The sequence below is a fragment of the Pseudomonas morbosilactucae genome, from assembly GCF_023241715.1.
Lineage (GTDB): Bacteria > Pseudomonadota > Gammaproteobacteria > Pseudomonadales > Pseudomonadaceae > Aquipseudomonas > Aquipseudomonas morbosilactucae.
The window spans coordinates 13,862-32,908 of the sequence record NZ_JALQCW010000037.1 but is presented as its reverse complement, the minus strand read 5'-3'; the positions used below and the strand labels follow the sequence as shown (position 1 = coordinate 32,908).

Sequence of the window (19,047 nt, the reverse complement as noted above, 5' to 3'; positions counted from 1 at the left end):
TACCGTACTAATCTCGAATAAAATTCGAACCCGACCGAAAAAAACGCGGATTTATTCAACTCATGATGCTCGACTCCACCGATCTGCGCCTCCTGCACTTTCTGCAACAGGACGGGCGCATCAGCAACCAGGAACTGGCGGAAAAAGTCGCCCTGTCGCCGTCGGCCTGCCTGCGTCGGTTGCGCATGCTGGAGGGTGAAGGGGTCATCAGCGGCTACCGCGCCGTGCTCAACGCCGAGCGCCTGGGCATCGAGCTGGAGGCCATCGTCCACGTGTCCCTGCGCCAGGATGTGGATAACTGGCACGAGACCTTTATCCAGAAGGTCCAGCAGTGGCCGGAAGTGGCCAGCGCCTACGTGATCACCGGGGCCAGCAACTACGTGCTGCGGATCCAGGCACGCAACCTCAAGCACTTCTCGGATTTCATCGTCAACCACCTGAATCGCACGGCCGGGGTCACCGACATCCGCTCGGAAATCGTCCTGCAGAAGATCAAGGAGCGGGACGAGCTGCTGGACCTGGTGCAACGCAAATAACCTTCAGAAACCGCTGAGGCGCCGAGCCTGGTGGCGCTGCAAGGTGGTGCTCGGCGACTCGTCGAACAGCTTGCGGTACTCGGCGGAAAAACGACCCAGGTGGGTGAACCCCCAGCCCAGGGCGATTTCGGAAATATTGCGCGCCGAGCCGTGCTCCAGCAGCTCCTGACGCACCGCGTTGAGCCGGTGTTTTTTCAGGTAGGCCATGGGCGACAGGGCGAAATACTTCCTGAAGGCCTCGAACAGCTTGAAGCGCGAAACCCCGGCCGCGGCTTCCAGATCTTCCAGGTGCAAGGCCTCGCGGGCGTTGTCGTGGATGTATTGGCGGGCACGCAGCAGATAATGGGGCAGCTTGACGCCCAGCACCTCGCGCAACTCTTCGGAATAATTGTTCGGCTGGGCCAGGATCAGGCCCTTGATCAACGAACTTTCGATGTCCCGGGTAAAGGCCACCTGCTCATACAGCTCGTTGCTGCTTTCCAGCTCGGCGATGAAGTAGCGCGCCATGCGCCACCAGGACGCCGAGGCGCCGTCCACCGCGTTCATCGCCGCCTCGAAACGCAATGGCGCATCCAGAGGGCGTTGCAGCAAGTCTTCCAGGGCCTCGCCCATGGCACTGCGGGTAATCACCACCTGGACCTTGCGGCAGTCGCCGGAAATCGCCAGCACCTGGCTTTCATTGGGCGAGATGATCACCCCTTGGTCGGGGTTGGACATCAGCCGCACGCCGTCCTTGCTCAACTCCTGCTCACCGCACAGGGGCAGGCTCAGGCTATAGCTGCTGAAGCGCTCGGCGTCTTCGATGTCCACGGTGACGTCGGTGCCGTATTCGATGGTGCCCAGGGTGGTGGCCCGGGACCGGAAGACGTTGGCGCTGTGGTGGAAACGGATGCGTTCGGGGCTGGGGGTTTCCAGGCGATGGGGCCCACAGATACCTGACATCCAGCTTCTGGCCCCTTCGAGGTCGAAGCGTTCGATACGAATATCGCGAAACTGCGAATCAGCTTTGCTATTCATCACGGCACACCCACGGCAATATTTTTCAGCGCGCTCTGACGGCGCGTCTTGGGGGTTGAAGAGCAACTTCCACGCCAGCGGGCGCCACTGCCTAGCCAATGGATAGCAATGGCTGACTAAGTGGATAAACCCTGCCCGATGCTCTTCGATCCAGCCTTGCGGCTGGGCGTCACAGTAGCTCATCGGTGCACCGTGGTGCAGCCCTCGATCACCCGGTGCACGACCTTGGGTATTCCACGCCCACCGCGAGTGGCGGGTGTTACCGGCCCGGGCCTCGGCCTGCACTCCGCCCTCTGCTGCCATCCAGCCCCGGCCGGCAAGGCGCCCACCGGGCGGGCAATTTTGTGGATGACCTTGACCCACAAAGCGGATAGCCACCCCGCCCCTCGACTCCCTCTAATGCACGCACCGATTGGCCTGAATAAAAAAGGTAGCGACCCATGAGTGGTGCCAGAACGACCGAACAATGGACAGCCTTTATCGAGAGCTGTGTGGATTTTCGCCCCGCCGATGGGGTGTTCCGCATCGCCCGGGACATGTTCACCGAGCCCGAGCTGTTCGACCTGGAAATGGAGTTGATCTTCGAGAAGAACTGGATTTACGCCTGCCACGAAAGTGAGCTGGCCAATAACCACGACTTCGTGACGATGCGCGCCGGGCGCCAGCCGATGATCATCACCCGCGACGGCGAAGGCCGACTCAATGCCCTGATCAACGCCTGCCAGCATCGCGGCACCACCCTGACCCGGGTCGGCAAGGGCAACCAGTCGACCTTTACCTGCCCGTTCCACGCCTGGTGCTACAAGAGCGACGGCCGCCTGGTGAAGGTCAAGGCGCCGGCGGAATACGCCGAAGGGTTCGACAAGGCCACCCGAGGCCTGAAAAAGGCCCGCATCGAGAGCTACAAGGGCTTCGTGTTTATCAGCCTCGACGTGCATGCCGACAACAGCCTGGAAGACTTCCTCGGCGACGCCAAAGTGTTCTTCGACATGATGGTCGCCCAGTCCCCCACCGGTGAACTGGAGGTGCTGCCCGGCAAGTCGGCGTACACCTACGACGGCAACTGGAAGCTGCAGAACGAGAACGGCCTGGACGGTTATCACGTCAGCACCGTGCACTACAACTACGTGGCCACGGTGCAGCACCGCCAGCAGGTCAACAGCGAGAACGGCGGCAGCGCCAGCACCCTGGACTACAGCAAGCTCGGCGCCGGCGATGCCGACACCGACGACGGCTGGTTCGCCTTCAACAATGGCCACAGCGTGCTGTTCAGCGACATGCCCAACCCCAGCGTGCGCTCCGGCTACGCGACGATCATGCCGCGCCTGGTGGAGGAATACGGCCAGGACAAGGCCGAGTGGATGATGCACCGGCTGCGCAACCTCAACATCTACCCGAGCCTGTTCTTCCTCGACCAGATCAGCTCGCAGTTGCGCATCATCCGCCCACTGGCCTGGAACCAGACCGAGATCATCAGCCAGTGCATCGGGGTCAAGGGCGAGTCGGACGCTGACCGGGAAAACCGCATCCGCCAGTTCGAAGACTTTTTCAACGTCTCGGGCATGGGCACCCCCGACGACCTGGTGGAGTTTCGCGAGGCCCAGCGCGGCTTCCAGGCACGCCTGGAGCGCTGGAGCGACATCTCTCGGGGCAGCCATAAATGGGCCACCAGGCCAACCCGCAATAGCGAAGCCATCGGCATCCAGCCGGCCATGACCGGCACCGAGTTCACCCACGAAGGGCTGTACGTCAACCAGCACAGCAACTGGCAGCGATTCCTGCTGGACGGCCTGGCCAAGCAACCCCTGAAGCTGCGTGAGGTGTAACCATGAATGCGCAATTGCAGTACCAGATCGAACAGTTTTTCTACCGCAAATCCGAACTCTGCGACGCCCAGGACTGGGACGCCTACCTGGCGCTGTTCGACGAGCAGAGTGAGTTCCACTTGCCGCAGTGGGATTCCGAGCACGTCTACACCACCGACCCCAAGCGCGGCATGTCGCTGATCTACTACGCCAACCGTGGTGGCCTGGAAGACCGGGTGTTCCGCCTGCGCACCGGCAAGGCGGCGTCCGCCACGCCAATGCCACGCACCTTGCACCAGGTCAGCAACCTGCGGGTTCGCGAGCAGGACGATGGCGACCTGGAAGTGAAGCTCAACTGGCACACGCTGTTCTATCGCCTGGCCACCTCCGAGCAGTTCTACGGCCACGCCACCTATCGCCTCAAGCCCCATGGCGACAGTTGGCTGATCACCCGCAAGCATGTGCTGCTGCTCAACGACCGGATCAACTCGGTGCTCGATTTCTACCACCTCTGATTGCCTGGGATACCGACGATGAACCACAAGGTCGCCTTCAGCTTTGCCGACGGCAAGACGCTGTTCTTTCCCGTGCAGGCCAATGAAATTCTGCTCGACGCCGCCCTGCGCAATGGCATCAAAATCCCCCTGGATTGCCGCGAAGGCGTGTGCGGCACCTGCCAGGGGCGCTGCGAGTCGGGCCACTACAGCCAGGATTACGTGGACGAGGAAACCCTCTCCGCCCAGGACCTGGCCCAGCGCAAGGTCCTCACCTGCCAGACCCGAGTGCAGTCCGATGCTGCGTTCTACTTCGACTTCGATTCCAGCCTGTGCAACGCCCCCGGGCCGGTCCAGCTCAATGGCTCGGTGATCGAGGTGCGCCAGGTCAGCGAGAGCACGGCGATCCTGCACCTGGACCTGGGCAGCAGCGAACCCTTGCTGGATTTCCTGCCGGGGCAATACGCCCGCTTGAGCATCCCAGGCACCGACAGCCAACGCGCTTACTCCTTCGCCAACCGCCCCAACGAAAGCAATCAGCTGCAATTCCTGATTCGCCTGTTGCCGGACGGCGTGATGAGCAACTACATCCGCGAGCGCTGCCTGGTGGGCGACAACATCAAGCTGGAGGCTCCGCTGGGCGCCTTCTACCTGCGCCATATCAACAAGCCCCTGGTGCTGGTGGCCGGGGGCACGGGGTTGTCGGCGCTGCTGGCCATGCTCGACCAGATCGCCCACCAAGGCTGCGAGCAGCCGGTGCACCTGTATTACGCTGTGCGCGGCCCTGCCGACCGCTGCGAACGCACGCGGATCCTGGCCTACGCCGAGCGCATCGCGGGCTTTCGCTACACCGAAGTGCTCAGTGACCCGCCAGCGGATTGGCCCGGCAAGCGGGGCTACATCCCCGAGCATTTCGACCTCAGCCAACTGCGCGACGGGCCCCTGGACATGTACGTCTGCGGACCGCCGCCGATGGTCGAGTCGATCAAAATCTGGTTGCAGGAACAGCAACTTAACAACGTTCAACTGTATGACGAGAAGTTCACCGAGAGTAATATCTGATCCGTCAGCATCTAGCCGAGATCGAATCCGCCACAACGGGGATCGTTCCTGATAACAACGAGAAGAGAGCGCATTTAGTGGATCAAATTTCGCAACCGGGCGAGCTCAAGCGTGGCTTGAAGAACCGCCATATTCAGTTGATCGCCCTGGGCGGGGCGATCGGCACCGGACTGTTCCTCGGCTCTGCCGGGGTACTCAAGTCCGCCGGACCGTCGATGATTCTGGGCTACGCCATTGCCGGGTTCATCGCCTTCCTGATCATGCGGCAACTGGGGGAGATGATCGTCGAGGAGCCAGTGGCCGGTTCCTTCAGCCACTTCGCCCACAAGTACTGGGGCGGCTACTTCGGCTTCCTTGCGGGCTGGAACTACTGGGTGCTGTATGTCCTGGTGGGCATGGCCGAACTCACCGCCGTGGGCAAGTACGTGCAGTTCTGGTGGCCGGAAATCCCCACCTGGGTCAGCGCCGCGGTGTTCTTCGTGCTGGTCAACCTGATCAACATGATGAACGTGAAGTTCTTCGGTGAAGCCGAGTTCTGGTTCGCCATCATCAAGGTGGTGGCCATCCTCGGCATGATCGTCCTGGGTTGCTACATGCTGTTCAGCGGCAGCGGCGGTCCACAGGCCTCGTTCAGCAACCTGTGGGACCACGGCGGCTTCTTCCCCAACGGCTACAGCGGCCTGTTGATGGCCATGGCCTTCATCATGTTCTCGTTCGGCGGCCTGGAGCTGGTGGGCATCACTGCCGCCGAAGCCAGCGAGCCGCGCAAAGTGATCCCCAAGGCGATCAACCAGGTGGTTTACCGGGTCCTGATCTTCTACGTCGGCGCCCTCGCGGTGCTGCTGTCGCTGTACCCGTGGGATGAACTGCTGGTGAGCCTCAGTGCCGGCGGCGACGCCTACAGCAGCAGCCCGTTCGTGAAGATCTTCTCGCTGATCGGCAGTGATGCGGCCGCGCAGATCCTCAACTTCGTGGTGCTGACGGCGGCGCTCTCGGTGTACAACAGCGGCGTGTACTGCAACAGCCGCATGCTCTACGGCCTGGCCGAACAGGGCGATGCGCCGAAAGCGCTGATGAAGCTCAACAAGCAAGGCGTGCCGGTGCTGGCCCTGGGCATTTCCGCGCTGATCACCCTGCTGTGCGTGCTGGTCAACTACCTGGCGCCCCACGAAGCGCTGGAGTTGCTGTTCGCCCTGGTGGTGGCGGCACTGATGATCAACTGGGCGCTGATCAGCCTGACCCACCTGCGCTTTCGCAAGGCCATGGCCGAACAAGGTGTAGTGCCGTCGTTCAAGGCCTTCTGGTCGCCACTGAGCAACTACCTGTGCCTGGCCTTCATGGTCATGATCGTGGGCGTGATGTGGATGATCCCGGGCATCCGTGCCTCGGTGTATGCCATTCCGGTGTGGGTCCTGGTGATCTGGGGCCTGTACCGCGTGAGCCAGGCGAGAAAGGCCGCGCAACCCGCCCTGCGCTAAGCCGCAGTAGCGCTGCAAGACTGAAAGCCCGGCCTTGGATCAAGGCCGGGCTTTTTTATTGGCCACGCAAAAGCGGTCTGCCAATTCCTGCAAATGTGGCCTGAATCAACAGTCCGCTCTCTCCCTAGAATCGAGCCCCTCCCGGCGGTTGAGCCAGGGAGCCTGTGACTGGATGGAGAGTGGCTTATGAACAGAACTGCGGCAGGCCTTCGACTGGCCGATATTTTTTCGCCCACCGTGGCGGCGCTGATTTCAGTGCTGGTGAACTACGGCGGGACCTTCGTCCTGGTGTTCCAGGCCGCCGAACTGGCGCGGCTGTCACCGGCCCAGACCGCGTCCTGGGTCTGGGCGGTATCGGTGGGCGTGGGCCTGAGCGGTCTGTGGCTGAGCCTGCGCTACCGGGCACCGATCATCACCGCCTGGTCCACACCCGGCGCCGCCTTCCTGGCCACGGTGATGCCCTTCACGCCTTACGCCGAGGTGATCGGCGCCTACCTGATTTCGGCCCTGGGGTTCATCCTCCTCGGCGCCTCCGGGGCCTTCGACAAACTGGTGCGGATGATCCCCAAGGGCATCGCCGCCGGCCTGCTGGCGGGCATCTTGCTGCAGTTCGGCATCAACGCCTTTGGCGGCGCCAGTGCCGACCCGCTGCTGGTGATCGTGCTGCTGGTGTCCTACGCGCTGCTGCGACGTTTCACTTCACGGTTTGCCGTGGTGGGCATCCTGGTCATCGGCCTGGCGCTGCTGATCGCACAGGAGCGAATCGACTTTTCAGCGGTGCACTTGAGCCTCGCAGTGCCGGTGTTCACCGCGCCGCAGTTCTCTGTGCAAGCCTTGCTGGGGGTGGCGCTGCCGCTGTTCGTCATCACCCTCACCGGCCAGTACATGCCCGGGATGCTGGTGCTGCGCAATGACGGTTACCAGACCAGCGCCAACCCGTTGCTCACCGTCACGGGCCTGGGTTCACTGCTCATGGCGCCATTCGGTGCCCACGCCTTCAACGTGGCAGCAATCACGGCGGCGATCTGTACCGGCGAGGACGCCCACAAGGACCCGGGCAAACGCTACATCGCCGGTATCGCCTGCGGGCTGTTCTACATCCTGGTGGGGACTTTCGGGGTGACCCTGGCAACCCTGTTCATGGTCCTGCCCAAGGCCTTTATCACCACCCTGGCGGGCCTGGCGCTGTTGGGCGCCATCGGCGGCAGCCTGGCCAATGCCATGGCCGATGCGCCCACCCGGGAAACCGCGCTGATCACCTTCCTGGCCACGGCGGCCAACGTCACCCTGCTGGGGGTCGGCGGCGCCTTCTGGGGGCTGGTGGCCGGGTTGACCGTGCACCTGCTGATCCACGGCCGGGCCACCCGATTGCCGGCCAATACCGCCCAGCCTTGAAGCTCGACGCCTGGCCCGGGCTAACGCTTTCTCAGGGCCTGGGCCAGGCGCGCCATGGCCGCGTCGATCTCATGCGCACTCAACGAGGCGTAGCCCAACAACCAACCCTGCTGCTTCTGCTCCCCGGCGTACAGCCGGCTGAGCCCGGGCAACTGGATACCGACCCTGGCGGCCCGTTGCTGGGTCTGCACCTCGGTCCAACCGGGTTGCAGCAGGCAAGGGATCTGCAACCCGCCCGGCGGCGGCAAGGCGATGGCGATGCCCTTGAGGTGCCGCTCGATGGCCGCGAGCATCGCTTGCCGACGCCCGGCGTAAAGTTTGCGCATGGCCCGCACATGGCCATTGTAATGGCCCTCTTCCATGAACCGCGCCAGGGTCAGTTGAAGAATCTGCGGGGTGTGCCCATCCATGATGCTGCGGGCGCTGCTGAAGGCACTGACCAACTCCTCGGGCAAGGCCATGTAGCCCATGCGCAGGCCGGGTGAAAGGGTCTTGCTGAAGGTGCCGACGTAGAGGGTTCGCTGATACGGGTCCAGGCCCTGGACACAGGCCGTGGGCAGGCCGTCGTAATGGAACTCGCTGTCGTAGTCGTCCTCGATGATCCACTTGTCGTGCTCGGCGGCCCAACGGGTCAGCTCCAGGCGACGCTCCAGGGACAGGGTGGCGCCGGTGGGGTATTGGTGCGACGGCGTCACATAGACGCAGGAGGCGCCACTGCGATCGGCCCGCAGCAGGTCAGTGCGAATGCCCTGCCCATCGACGTCGATGGGCACGATCCGCGCCTCGGCGGATTCGAAGGCCTTGCGCGCCCCGAAGTAACCCGGGTTCTCCATCAGGATCGGCTTGCCGGCGTCCACCAGCAACTGGGCACAGAGGAACAGCGCCTGGCGGGTACTGCTCAGCACCAGGATCTGTTCGGGCCGCACCTTGGCCCCGCGCTCCAGGTTCAGGTAGGCGGCGATGGCCTTGCGTAGGGGCTCGGCGCCTTGCGGGTCGCCGTGCAGCAATACGCTACCCCGATGTTCCTTCAACACCTGGCGTTGCAGGCGCTCCCAGACCGCCAGCGGAAAGCTGCGGGTTTCCGGCAAGCCTGTGGCAAATGCGGTGACCACTTGCTGATCGGTGACGCCGCCTCGCTCGAACATCATCCGCCCACGGCGGCTCAGGCCCGAGCCCGGCTCCCGGGCAGCGGAGGGCTGCTCCTGCAAGCGCACGCGGCGGCGGGCGGCACCGCGTAACTGGGCGCCAATGCTGTCACTGACGTAACTGCCCGAGCCCCCGCGGCGCTGGATGAAGCCATCGCGCTGCAACTGCTCGTAGGCGTTTTCCACGGTGTCACGGGACACTGCCAACGACTTGGCCAGGGTCCGACTCGCCGGCAACTTCACCCCGGGGCCCAGGGCGCCATCGAGGATCAGGCCGCGCAAGGCACGCTGAATGCGCTGGTGCAGGTCCAGGGGCGCAAACTCCGGGTCGTTGAGCCGCATGTTGAGGGTTTCAAGCTCGAAGGTCTGGGCCACGTGGTCTGCCTGATGAAATGAAAATAAGCCGCTGGGGACGGCCACTTTATCCCTCGGGCGACGCTGGCGTCAGCCCTTGGAAATCAGCGGGTGGCGCCAGCGGCCCAGGCGCAAATGAAAACGCCCCGGCAGGCGGGGCGTTTGGCGATCAGAGCGAGGAGCGAACCCGCCACAGCTCGGGGAACAACACGGTGTCGAGCATCTTGCGCAGGTAGCCCACGCCTTCGGTGCCGCCGGTGCCGGGCTGGAAACCGATGATCCGTTCCACGGTGGTCACGTGGCGGAAGCGCCATTGGCGGAATGAGTCTTCGAGGTCGATAAACTTCTCCGCCAACTGGTACAGGTCCCAGTAGCGGGTCGGGTCGGCATACACCTCGCGCCAGGCGGCCTCGACCGACGGGTCGTGCAGCGTCGGCGCGGTGCTGTTCAGCGTCAGGCGCTGAGGGTCGATGTTCAAGCCGGCCTTGGCCATCAGGCCGATCGCTTCGTCGTACAAGGACGGCGTGCTGATCGACGCCTGCAACGACTCCAGCAGTTCCGGACGGTGGGCGTGGGGCCGCAGCAAGGCCGCGCTTTTGTTGCCGAGGATAAATTCGATGTCCCGGTATTGGAACGACTGGAAGCCCGAGGACTGGCCCAGGTAAGGCCGGATCGACTTGTACTCCGACGGGGTCATGGTGGCCAGCACCGCCCAGGCGTGGACCAATTGATCGAAGATCCGCGACACCCGCGCCAGCATCTTGAACGCCGGCGGCAACTCGCCCAGGCGCACGTGCTCACGGGCGGCCTTGAGTTCGTGCAGCATCAGCTTCATCCACAGCTCGGAGGTCTGGTGCTGGATGATGAACAGCATCTCGTTGTGGTCCGGCGACAAGGGGTGCTGGGCACTGAGGATGCGCCCCAGGTCCAGGTAGTCGCCGTAGCTCATGGAGTCGGAGAAATTCAGCTCGGCGTTATGCCATTCATCCGGCGGGTTGCTTGAATAAGGACATTGGCTCATGGCGGGGGCTCCTCCCATCAGGTAGCGGCTGGCCGATCGCTCGGGGCTGGGCACGGATCAAAGGCCCGCGCCGAGGCAGCCAGCTTCGTTGTAGTGGAAATTATCGGTTCAAGGGCCGCAGGATCGCCCGCACCGGGCTGGCGTCCAGGTGGGCAAAACGCAACGGCAGGGCGATCAATTCGTAATCCCCTTCCGGCACGGCATCGAGCACCACGCCTTCGAGAATCGCCATGCCTTGGCGGGCCACGGCGTTGTGGGCGTCCATGGTCTTGGATTGCTGCGGGTCCAGGGACGGCGTGTCGATGCCGATCAGGCGCACGCCGAGGCTGGCCAGCAGCTCGACGGTGGCCGGGGCCACCGCCGTGAAATGCTCGTCCCAGACCGCCAGCGGCGCCTGTTGATAAGTGCGCAAGAGCACCCGCGGCGGCAACTGCTCCAGGTGCCCGGCCAAATCCTCGGGCTGCACCAGCGGCCCGCTGCCCAGGCAATGCACAACCCGGCACGGGCCCATGTACACGTCCAACGAGACCTCACCGATGGGCGCACCATCGGCCCGGTAATGCAGCGGCGCATCGACATGGGCGCCGGTGTGGGGTGACAAGGTGATGCGCCCGACATTCACCGGGCACTCGGGTCCGAACTGCCAGACACGTTCTTCCTGAAATGGCGTATCCCCCGGCCAGGTCGGGGTCGCGGTACTCAAAGGCGGGCTGATATCCCACCAGCGGGGTGTGTTGTCCATGGTGTGGCTCTCGATCACGTCGACCTGAATGATACGAGCGATGCCCGTGTAGATTCTTGCGAAATTCCGCGCCGCGCTTCAGATATTTCGTAAATCCTGCGAAAAAAGCGCTTTTTGGCGAACGATAATTTCAACCGGCAATCCCCGCCCTCGCCCCGGCAGGCCCGGGCATTGCTGCGCTCGCCGGCGACACGCGCGGGGACCGGGCTGCGCTTCTGGATAGATTGATGTCGAGCCCAGACAACCCTGACGGCGCCGGGCGCTATAGGGTGCGGCTTCCGATCTGCCAACTGCCAGGAGCGCCAGAATGTCCAAACCTATTACCGTGCTGCGTGACACCCACCCGTTGCCGGTGCTCGACGCCTGCAAATGGGAAAAACTCGAAGGCGACCCGCACACCGTCAACCTCAACGCCTACACCAGCGAAGACGGCAGCAAGATCATGGGCACCTGGATCTGCACCCCCGGCAAATGGCGGGTGGCATACGAGAAGTGGGAGTACTGCCATTTCCAGGAAGGCTACTGCGTCATCACCCCGGACGGCCAAGCGCCGATCCACCTGCGCGCCGGCGACATCTTCATCGTCGAGCCGGGCATGAAAGGCACCTGGGAAGTGGTGGAAACCGTGCGCAAGTATTTCGTGTTTGCCTGACGTCTGGCCCACCCGCCGGGAGCCCGCGCAATGCGGGCTCCCCTCCAGGATGGCTATTCAACTCAACCTCACCCGCCAAATGTCTATATAATCTCCGCCAATTGGCAAAGGCAGGAGAAGCGATCATGGTTGCACTCACAGGCACTGGCATCGCCCCCAAACGGCGGGGCAAACTGGCATTGAAAGAGCAGTCTTCGGACATCCTCCTGGGTGGCCGGGCCAGGTTTGACGACCGCATTTCGATCTATCGCCTGACCGAGGAAGGCATCCCGCTGACGGCCATCATCAAGTTCGTCTCGTCGGTGCCCATGCTCAAGGACGAACAGGTCCTGGCCAAGATCATCGGCCTCTCCGAACGCACCCTGCAGCGCCGCCTGAAAACCCCGGACGAACCCCTGAACCCGGAACAGAGCGCCCGCGCCGTGCGCTTTGCCCAAGTGCTGTCCAAGGCCCAGGACATCTTCGGCAGCAGTGAAGCGGCGCAAGACTGGATGGCCAAGCCGGTGATGGGCCTCGATGGGCACAAGCCCGTGGATCTGTTGACCAACCCCATCGGCTTCGAGCTGGTGGATGAGTTCCTCACCCGTCTGGAATACGGGGTCTATCAGTGATCAGCGTTCCCGGTAGCAGCGCGATCCATTTCTGGCGGCTGGACACCGCCCGGCACGCCGACAGTTGGGACAGTGGCGTCGGCGCGGAGCTGTGCGGCGGTCGCTGGAACTCCAAAGGGGTCAAGGCCGTTTATGGCAGCGCCGACCCCGCCACGGCCATTCTGGAAGTCGCGGTACACAAGGGTTTTACCGTGCTGGACAGCGTGCCCCATGTCCTCACTGGCGCCTTGATCCAGGACCCAACGGCCATCTATCGCGTGGATGAACACAGCCTGCCAAACCCCAACTGGCTGATACCGGGCATCCCCAGTGCCGGCCAGCAAAAATTTGCCGACCAGTTGCTGGCCGACCATCCCTTCGTGCTGATGCCCTCATCGGTGTCCCGGCACAGCTGGAACATCCTGATCAATCCGTTGCTGGCCAAAGGTCTGTACCAAGTGGTGGTTCAGGAGCGCTTCGGCCTCGACACCCGCCTCAACCCTCCCCTGCACAGCGCTGCCAATCGCCCGAACTGAAGCCACAAAAAAGCGGGAACCTGCCCGACGCAGATTCCCGCAAACGCCCCTGTTGAAGGGGCTGCATTCGATGAGTTGATGCAAACACAGCGGCGAGGGGGCTAGCCCCCGTCGATTTACTGTTGCGGTTTGCGATAACTGTTAACGATGGCCGAGAAGTCTTTGCCGCCCTCCCCGCGTTGGCTCATGGCTTGATACAGCTGCTGCGCCACGGCACCGAGTACCACCGGCTGGTGGGCCTGGCGTGCCGCTTCGGTGGCCAGGCCCAAGTCCTTGAGCATCAGCTCTGCACCAAAGCCGCCAGTGTAGCCCCGTGACGCGGGGGCGGTTTCGATCACCCCCGGCCAGGGGTTGTAGGTATCGGAACTCCAGCAGCGACCGGTGGAGCTGTTGATGATCCCGGCCAGCACCTGGGTATCGATGCCCAAGGCGTCGCCCAACGCCATGGCCTCGCTGACGCCGATCATGGAAATCCCCAGCAGCAGGTTGTTGCAGATCTTGGCGATCTGCCCGGTGCCCACGTCACCGCAATGCACGATGTTGCGGCCCATCTGCGCCAGCACCGGTTGCAGGGTGGCGAACAGTTCAGCGTTGGCGCCAACCATAAAGGTCAGGGTGCCGGCCTGGGCGCCGCCGGTGCCGCCAGACACCGGCGCATCGGCCATGCTCACGCCTTGCTTGGCGGCGGCGGTGGCCACTTCACGGGCGGTCTGTGGGTCGATGGTGCTGCAATCCACCGCCGGCACGCCGCGGCCAATGCCTGCCAGTACGCCATCCTCCCCCAGCCAGACACTGCGCACATGGGCAGCGGCCGGGAGCATGGTAATCACCAGCTCGCAGCCCTCGGCGGCGGCCTTGGGCGAGGCGCTGATGCGGCCGCCCAGTTGCGCCAACTCCGCCAGCACGCTCTGGTTGAGGTCGAACAGGTTCAGTTGATGCCCGGCCTTGATCAGGTTACGGGCCATGGGCGCGCCCATGTTGCCCAAGCCGATAAATGCGATGTTCATGTCAGGCTCCTCAACGCAGGTTGATGGTGGTGTTCACACCGTCGTTGACGCTGTCATCGTCGAACCAGCGGCTGGTGACGGTCTTGGTCTGAGTGTAGAACTGCACCACCTGCTTGCCGTACGGGCCCAGGTCACCCAGCTTGGAGCCGCGGGAACCGGTGAAGCTGAAGAACGGCACCGGCACAGGAATCGGGATGTTGATGCCCACTTGGCCGACGTCGATTTCGCTCTGGAACTTGCGCGCTGCGGCGCCGCTCTGGGTGAACAGGCCGGTGCCGTTGCCAAACGGGTTGGCGTTGACCAGGGCAATGGCCTGATCCAGGGTGTCCACCTCCAGCACCACCAACACGGGGCCGAAGATTTCCTGGGTGTAGATCTGCATGTCCGTGGTCACCCCGGAAAACAGGGTCGGGCCGATGAAGTTGCCTTGCTCGAAGCCCGGGACCTGGATGCCGCGACCATCAAGCTCCAGCTTGGCGCCTTCTTTCACACCGCTTTCGATCAATTCGAGAATCCGCGCCTTGGCCCGCTTGGAAACCACTGGGCCGACATCGGTGCCCGGCTCGCTGCCGGCATTCACCTTGAGCTTTTGCGCCAGGGCCTTGAGGTCCGGCAGCCATTGTTTCGACGCGCCCACCAACACCACCACCGAGGTGGCCATGCAGCGCTGGCCGGCGGCACCGAAGCCTGCGCCCACCAGGGCATTGAGGGTCTGCTCGCGGTTGGCATCCGGCAGCACCACGGCGTGGTTTTTCGCGCCCATCATCGACTGCACGCGCTTGCCGTGTTTGCCGGCCAGGTCATAGACGTGAGTGCCGACGGCGGTCGAGCCGACGAAGGACACGGCCTTGATGTCTTTGTGGGTGCACAGCGCATCCACCACATCCTTGCCACCGTGCACCACGTTGAGCACGCCGGCCGGCACACCGGCTTCCAGCGCCAGTTCTACCAGCAGCATGGTCGACAGCGGGTCCTGCTCGGATGGCTTGAGGACGAAGGTGTTGCCGCAGGCGATCGCCATCGGGAACATCCACAGCGGGATCATCGCCGGGAAATTGAACGGGGTGATGCCGGCGCACACGCCGATGGGCTGGCGCAGGGTGTAGGTATCGACGCCACCGGCGACGTTCTCGGCAAACTCACCCATTTGCAGGGTGCCAATGGAACAAGCGTGCTCAACCACTTCCAGGCCGCGGAAAATATCCCCCTCGGCGTCGGCGATGGTTTTGCCCTGCTCGGCGCTGAGGACCACGGCGATGCGCTTGGAATGTTCGCGAATCAGCGCCTGCAATTTGAGCATGATGCGCATGCGCGCACCGATGGGGGTCAGTTTCCAGGTCTGGAAGGCGCGCTGGGCGGCGGCGATCGCGGCGTCGACTTCAGCGGCGGTGGCGAAAGGCACCTTGGCCAGGATTTCCTGGGTCGCCGGGTTGACGATGTCTTGCCATTGATCAGTGCGGGATTCGACCCATTCACCGTCGATCAGCAACTTGACCTGTTGCAGTGTGGTGCCACCGGGCGTGAGGGATGCGTTCATCGTGGTCTCCTGACTTCTTGGGTTCTTATGCAGGGAGCCAAGGCGCGCAGGCGCCTTGTATAGAGAGGACGTCGCGAGTTGGTGTCGGACTGTTTTTGGAGTATAGATGTGCAAACTTCTAATAAGAACGCACATAAAATCCGGTCCAACATGCAAAAAAACATCACCTCATTGGGCTCCCTGAACTGGGACGACCTGAAGTTTTTCCTGGAAGTGGCCCGCACCCGCAAAGCCAGCAGCGCCGCCAAGCGCCTGGCTGTGGACTACACCACGGTGTCACGGCGCATCACCTCGCTGGAAACCGCCCTGGGCACCTTGCTGTTCGAGAAGTCGCGGACCAACGGCTTTGTCCTGACCGCCGAGGGGCAGCGCCTGCTGGGCTACGCCGAATCGATCGAGAGCACCCTGCACATGGCCTGCGAACAGGTCTCGGGCTCAGGCGTGGCGTTGTCCGGGCATGTGCGCATCGGCTGCACCGAGGGCTTCGGCAGTTTCTTCATCACCCCGCAGTTGAGCCACTTCCTCGACGCCTACCCGGCCATCTCCGTGGACATCCTGCCGCTGCCGCACTTCATCAGCCTGTCCAAGCGTGAAGCCGACATCGTGATCGCCCTGGAGCGCCCGGAACACGGGCCTTACGTGTGCTGCAAACTCTGCGACTACCGCCTGCAGCTCTACGCCACCCAGGAATACCTCGACCAGCACCCGCCGATCCGCCGCCCGGCGGACTTGGGTGAGCATCAATTCATCAGTTACGTCGACGACCTGGCCTTCAGTTCCGAGCTGCTGTACCTGGCCAACGTGGTGCCCGGCGCCAGCGCCAACCTGCGCAGCACCAGCGTCATCGCTCAGTACGTGGCGGCGCAGCAAGGCCGCTCGATGGCCATCCTGCCGTGCTTCCTCGCCGCCCAGGACCCGCGCCTGCTGCCGGTGCTGCCGGAGCAGATCAACCTGACCCGGCAATTCTGGATGTACTGCCGGGAGGACCTGCGCAAGCTCAAGCGCATTACCCTGTTGTGGGATTACATCCGCAATGTCACCGAGCAAAACCAGCCGCTGCTGATGGGCGAGAGTCGTACCCTGCGCTTCGCCGATTAGTCGGCAATGACCACAATCGCCACCCGGCGATTCTCGGTGCGCCCGGCGACGGTGTCGTTGGACGCCACCGGCTGGCTGCTGCCGAGGCCGCGCAACTGGACGTTGCGCTCGGCCATGCCGGCCTCGACCAGCACCTTGGCCACGCTCTTGGCGCGGCGTATGGACAGCTGTTCGTTGTAGGTTTCCTTGCCCGAGGCGTCGGTGTGACCGTCCACGCGCACCTTCTGGATGTCGACGCTGAGCAGGGACTTGGCAATGCGCTGGACGATCTCGGTACTGGCCTGGTTCAGGCTTTCCACATCGCTGCCAAACAACACCTTGCCCGACAGGCCGAAGGCCCAGCCCTCATCCGTCAGCTCGAACCCCTCGTGCTGGAGCACGGCAATCTGCTGTGGCGTCAGGCCCTTGGGCGGCACGCTCTGGCAGCCGGCCAGGCCGAGCAAGGCGCTGAACAGCAGCACGCCGATGAAGCGAAAAACACGTGGGGTTAAAGAAAGCAAGACCGTCATCTCCTGGTTTTAACGTGAACGATAGGGGGATGCGCCTCTTCGTTCGGGGATTGACCCTCACGGGCCTGGCGCTTGGCCTGGTACATGGCCGCATCGGCAGCGTCCAGCAGGGTGCCGGGCGTGGCGCCATGATCCGGGTAGATGGCCATGCCGATGCTGAGGGAGGTCAACACCGCCGTGTTGCCCGGCAAGGGAATCGGCTCTTGCATGCTGGCGCTGATTTTGTCGGCAATGCGCCGGGCGTCTTCGACCCGGTGCAGCGGCGTCAGCAGGATCGCGAATTCATCACCGCCCAAGCGCGCCACCAGGTCTTCTTCACGCAGTTGCGCACGAATCCGCGCCGCCACAGCCACTAGCACGGCATCACCGGCCGCGTGGCCAAAGTTGTCGTTGATGTCTTTGAAACGATCGCTGTCGAGGAACAGCACCGCCACCCGCTCATTGAGTTTGGCCGCGCTGCGCAAGGTGCGAATCAGCCGCCCCTCGAAAAAGGCACGGTTCGGCAGGCCGGTGAGGCTGTCGTGGCTGGCTTGGTGAGCCAGGGTTTCATTCTCGCTTTGCAGGTGGGTCTGCCAGGCTTCCAGCTCATCGAGCAAGGCATTGAAGTCGTTGCCCAGGTTGTCCAGTTCAATGATCGCGGCCGGCGGCACGCGCTGGTCGAACGCACGTTCGCGACGGACGGCGTGGGCCACGTCTGCCAGGCTGCGCAGAGGCCCGGTGATGCCGCGCAACTGACGCCGGGCCAGGTACAGGGAAACCCAGGCGCTGACGGCCGTACACAGCACAATCCCCACCAGGCCGCTGAACAGAAAGCGCATCAGGCTGCCGCCGTGCCCGGTCAGGCTGATGGTGCCGATCACCTCGCCCTGATGCTCGATCGGCATGGCGATGGGCTTTTCCAGGAAGGCGCTGGCGAAGTGCATCTCCAGGTCGGACAGCCAGCCGCTCTCCGGGCGCTTCCAACTCGCCAACAGTTGGCCGTTTTTGTCGAGGACCTGGGCATCCGCCACTTCCTCGGTGGAGGCGATCAACGCCAGGGCCTCAGTGGCCGCCGCACGGTCGTTGAAGACCACCGCCGCTTCCACCGTGTAGTTGATGGAACGGGCGATCAAATGCAGGTTGTGGTCGGCATACACCCGCAGCGCCAGGACCCCGAGCAAGGTCAGCGACAGACTGGCCATCAAAATGGCCAGCAGGGCGACGATCAGGTGCCCACGACCGATCACCGAGCGCAGGGTCGAACGGTTCTTGGATTTGAAGATCGTCATGGGGCCGCCGCGCGACGACGGGACAACTGCAGGACGCTGGGGTGAATCCGCACACCGCTGCGAGCCACCGAATCCAGATTGACCTCGAAGGACACCTGCTCATCGCTGACCCGCAAGCAGAACAGGCTGCCCACTGTGCATTGGTCACCGCCCTCGCTGATGCTCAACACCGGCAGGCCCAGCAGCGAGGCAAACAGACGACCCCGCTCTTCGCTGCTCAACTTGCCGATGTACAGCGCATCGCACTCATTGAGAATCGCCGGGCTGCTGGCCAGCAAGCGCCGCGCTACCACCGGCCGCCCGGTACGCTGGGTGCTGCCCTTGAGCAAGTCGTCGGTGTATTCGGTGGGGCCGACCACACACAGGCGCAGTTGCGCAGGCTCCACCGGCCAGCGGGCATAACTGAGAATGCCGAGCACCACCTGGGTCACGGCCTTGGCGCGCTGATCGGCCAGGCCAAGGGGCGCGTCAGCCGCAGAATGGGCCAGGGTGAAGGGGCTCAACAGGCACAAAAGGGCCGCGAGCAGGCACCGCCTGACACCCCAAAAGCGTTCTGTCCTCAAGACAGCCACGTCCATGCAGGAATACTCAATGATCGTCATGAAATGATGCCGCAACGATAGCACAGCCACGGAAAACCCCGCGAGATGGCCATATACATAGCCGGCTATTGGTTTAGAAAAAAATGAAGTAACGATTTGCCACAGCCTATTCTTCCCGACCGCTGCGCCTGATTAAGATCGGTGCCAGAGTCAGCGGCCCAGCGCCGCCCTCGGCGAGACCGGCTACACAGATAGCCGG

General features: G+C 63.4%; 19 protein-coding genes. 10 read left to right on the top strand and 9 right to left on the bottom strand.

The window, feature by feature from the left end:
- Positions 1–62: 62 nt before the first annotated feature.
- Positions 63–536 (top strand): Lrp/AsnC family transcriptional regulator, encoded by a 474-nt coding sequence (locus M1B34_RS16285; RefSeq protein WP_123337437.1) that lies wholly within the window; start codon positions 63–65, stop codon positions 534–536.
- Positions 537–539: 3 nt separating this feature from the next.
- Here the strand turns inward: M1B34_RS16285 and M1B34_RS16280 are convergent, their stop codons facing one another.
- Positions 540–1,553: an AraC family transcriptional regulator gene (locus tag M1B34_RS16280; protein ID WP_268265639.1), complete on the bottom strand. Its 1,014-nt coding sequence runs from the start codon at positions 1,551–1,553 to the stop codon at positions 540–542.
- Positions 1,554–1,993: 440 nt separating this feature from the next.
- Between M1B34_RS16280 and antA the strand changes: the two genes are divergently transcribed.
- From antA to M1B34_RS16255, 5 genes are all read left to right on the top strand, one after another.
- Positions 1,994–3,379: an anthranilate 1,2-dioxygenase large subunit gene (gene antA, locus M1B34_RS16275; protein WP_268265638.1), complete on the top strand. Its 1,386-nt coding sequence runs from the start codon at positions 1,994–1,996 to the stop codon at positions 3,377–3,379.
- A gap of 2 nt (positions 3,380–3,381) precedes the next feature.
- Positions 3,382–3,873, top strand: coding sequence for an anthranilate 1,2-dioxygenase small subunit (antB, locus tag M1B34_RS16270; protein ID WP_268265637.1), 492 nt, complete (start codon positions 3,382–3,384; stop codon positions 3,871–3,873).
- A gap of 18 nt (positions 3,874–3,891) precedes the next feature.
- Positions 3,892–4,914: an anthranilate 1,2-dioxygenase electron transfer component AntC gene (gene antC, locus M1B34_RS16265; RefSeq protein ID WP_123337445.1), complete on the top strand. Its 1,023-nt coding sequence runs from the start codon at positions 3,892–3,894 to the stop codon at positions 4,912–4,914.
- Positions 4,915–4,991: 77 nt separating this feature from the next.
- A complete protein-coding gene (locus tag M1B34_RS16260) occupies positions 4,992–6,392 on the top strand; it encodes an amino acid permease (RefSeq protein WP_123337447.1) in 1,401 nt (466 codons plus the stop codon).
- 186 nt (positions 6,393–6,578) lie between these two features.
- Positions 6,579–7,787 carry a benzoate/H(+) symporter BenE family transporter gene (locus M1B34_RS16255; RefSeq protein ID WP_268265636.1) on the top strand — a complete coding sequence of 403 codons (1,209 nt, stop codon included), beginning with the start codon at positions 6,579–6,581 and terminating at the stop codon, positions 7,785–7,787.
- A 20-nt stretch (positions 7,788–7,807) separates the two neighbouring features.
- Here the strand turns inward: M1B34_RS16255 and pdxR are convergent, their stop codons facing one another.
- The 3 genes from pdxR to kynB form a co-directional block, all read right to left on the bottom strand.
- Positions 7,808–9,307 carry a MocR-like pyridoxine biosynthesis transcription factor PdxR gene (pdxR, locus tag M1B34_RS16250; protein ID WP_268265635.1) on the bottom strand — a complete coding sequence of 500 codons (1,500 nt, stop codon included), beginning with the start codon at positions 9,305–9,307 and terminating at the stop codon, positions 7,808–7,810.
- Positions 9,308–9,455: 148 nt separating this feature from the next.
- A complete protein-coding gene (gene kynA / locus M1B34_RS16245; RefSeq protein ID WP_123337453.1) occupies positions 9,456–10,307 on the bottom strand; it encodes a tryptophan 2,3-dioxygenase in 852 nt (283 codons plus the stop codon).
- 100 nt (positions 10,308–10,407) lie between these two features.
- On the bottom strand, positions 10,408–11,049 hold the full coding sequence (gene kynB / locus M1B34_RS16240) for an arylformamidase (protein ID WP_123337455.1): 642 nt from the start codon (positions 11,047–11,049) through the stop codon (positions 10,408–10,410).
- 307 nt (positions 11,050–11,356) lie between these two features.
- Here kynB and M1B34_RS16235 point away from each other — a divergent pair, with 307 nt between their 5' ends.
- The 3 genes from M1B34_RS16235 to M1B34_RS16225 all read left to right on the top strand — a co-directional run bounded on the left by M1B34_RS16235 (position 11,357) and on the right by M1B34_RS16225 (position 12,827).
- Entirely contained in the window at positions 11,357–11,701 is a 345-nt protein-coding gene (locus tag M1B34_RS16235; RefSeq protein WP_123337457.1) for a cupin domain-containing protein, read from the top strand.
- Between the two features lie 125 nt (positions 11,702–11,826).
- Positions 11,827–12,312: a type II RES/Xre toxin-antitoxin system antitoxin gene (gene parS / locus M1B34_RS16230; RefSeq protein WP_268265634.1), complete on the top strand. Its 486-nt coding sequence runs from the start codon at positions 11,827–11,829 to the stop codon at positions 12,310–12,312.
- Positions 12,309–12,827: an RES family NAD+ phosphorylase gene (locus M1B34_RS16225; protein WP_268265633.1), complete on the top strand. Its 519-nt coding sequence runs from the start codon at positions 12,309–12,311 to the stop codon at positions 12,825–12,827. The genes parS and M1B34_RS16225 overlap by 4 nt, the downstream gene beginning before the upstream one ends.
- A 116-nt stretch (positions 12,828–12,943) precedes the next feature.
- Here the strand turns inward: M1B34_RS16225 and mmsB are convergent, their stop codons facing one another.
- Positions 12,944–13,834 carry a 3-hydroxyisobutyrate dehydrogenase gene (mmsB, locus tag M1B34_RS16220; protein WP_268265632.1) on the bottom strand — a complete coding sequence of 297 codons (891 nt, stop codon included), beginning with the start codon at positions 13,832–13,834 and terminating at the stop codon, positions 12,944–12,946.
- Between the two features lie 10 nt (positions 13,835–13,844).
- Positions 13,845–15,371, bottom strand: coding sequence for a CoA-acylating methylmalonate-semialdehyde dehydrogenase (locus M1B34_RS16215; protein WP_268265631.1), 1,527 nt, complete (start codon positions 15,369–15,371; stop codon positions 13,845–13,847).
- 150 nt (positions 15,372–15,521) lie between these two features.
- Here M1B34_RS16215 and M1B34_RS16210 point away from each other — a divergent pair, with 150 nt between their 5' ends.
- Complete coding sequence (locus M1B34_RS16210) at positions 15,522–16,469, top strand: LysR family transcriptional regulator (protein ID WP_123337485.1); 948 nt, start codon at positions 15,522–15,524, stop codon at positions 16,467–16,469.
- Here the strand turns inward: M1B34_RS16210 and yfiB are convergent.
- Genes yfiB through yfiR form a run of 3 tightly spaced genes read right to left on the bottom strand, consistent with a single transcriptional unit; the run spans position 16,466 to position 18,824 of the window.
- The gene (gene yfiB / locus M1B34_RS16205) at positions 16,466–16,978 is read right to left on the bottom strand and encodes an outer membrane lipoprotein YfiB (RefSeq protein ID WP_268265630.1); all 513 of its coding nucleotides are present in this window, start codon (positions 16,976–16,978) and stop codon (positions 16,466–16,468) included. The genes M1B34_RS16210 and yfiB overlap by 4 nt on opposite strands.
- Positions 16,975–18,246 (bottom strand): diguanylate cyclase DgcN/YfiN, encoded by a 1,272-nt coding sequence (dgcN, locus tag M1B34_RS16200; RefSeq protein ID WP_268265629.1) that lies wholly within the window; start codon positions 18,244–18,246, stop codon positions 16,975–16,977. Before dgcN ends, yfiB begins: the two co-directional genes overlap by 4 nt.
- Entirely contained in the window at positions 18,243–18,824 is a 582-nt protein-coding gene (gene yfiR, locus M1B34_RS16195) for a regulatory sequestration protein YfiR (RefSeq protein ID WP_123337488.1), read from the bottom strand. Before yfiR ends, dgcN begins: the two co-directional genes overlap by 4 nt.
- Positions 18,825–19,047 lie beyond the last annotated feature (223 nt).

Coding starts and splice junctions, on each gene's coding strand:
- parS (WP_268265634.1), top strand. CDS start 11,827: ATGGTTGCACTCACAGGCACTGGCATCGCCCCCAAACGGCGGGGCAAA.
- M1B34_RS16235 (WP_123337457.1), top strand. CDS start 11,357: ATGTCCAAACCTATTACCGTGCTGCGTGACACCCACCCGTTGCCGGTG.
- M1B34_RS16210 (WP_123337485.1), top strand. CDS start 15,522: ATGCAAAAAAACATCACCTCATTGGGCTCCCTGAACTGGGACGACCTG.
- mmsB (WP_268265632.1), bottom strand. CDS start 13,834: ATGAACATCGCATTTATCGGCTTGGGCAACATGGGCGCGCCCATGGCC.
- yfiB (WP_268265630.1), bottom strand. CDS start 16,978: ATGACGGTCTTGCTTTCTTTAACCCCACGTGTTTTTCGCTTCATCGGC.
- antC (WP_123337445.1), top strand. CDS start 3,892: ATGAACCACAAGGTCGCCTTCAGCTTTGCCGACGGCAAGACGCTGTTC.
- yfiR (WP_123337488.1), bottom strand. CDS start 18,824: ATGGACGTGGCTGTCTTGAGGACAGAACGCTTTTGGGGTGTCAGGCGG.
- kynA (WP_123337453.1), bottom strand. CDS start 10,307: ATGAGCCAATGTCCTTATTCAAGCAACCCGCCGGATGAATGGCATAAC.
- M1B34_RS16280 (WP_268265639.1), bottom strand. CDS start 1,553: ATGAATAGCAAAGCTGATTCGCAGTTTCGCGATATTCGTATCGAACGC.
- kynB (WP_123337455.1), bottom strand. CDS start 11,049: ATGGACAACACACCCCGCTGGTGGGATATCAGCCCGCCTTTGAGTACC.
- antB (WP_268265637.1), top strand. CDS start 3,382: ATGAATGCGCAATTGCAGTACCAGATCGAACAGTTTTTCTACCGCAAA.
- M1B34_RS16215 (WP_268265631.1), bottom strand. CDS start 15,371: ATGAACGCATCCCTCACGCCCGGTGGCACCACACTGCAACAGGTCAAG.
- antA (WP_268265638.1), top strand. CDS start 1,994: ATGAGTGGTGCCAGAACGACCGAACAATGGACAGCCTTTATCGAGAGC.
- dgcN (WP_268265629.1), bottom strand. CDS start 18,246: ATGACGATCTTCAAATCCAAGAACCGTTCGACCCTGCGCTCGGTGATC.
- M1B34_RS16285 (WP_123337437.1), top strand. CDS start 63: ATGATGCTCGACTCCACCGATCTGCGCCTCCTGCACTTTCTGCAACAG.
- M1B34_RS16255 (WP_268265636.1), top strand. CDS start 6,579: ATGAACAGAACTGCGGCAGGCCTTCGACTGGCCGATATTTTTTCGCCC.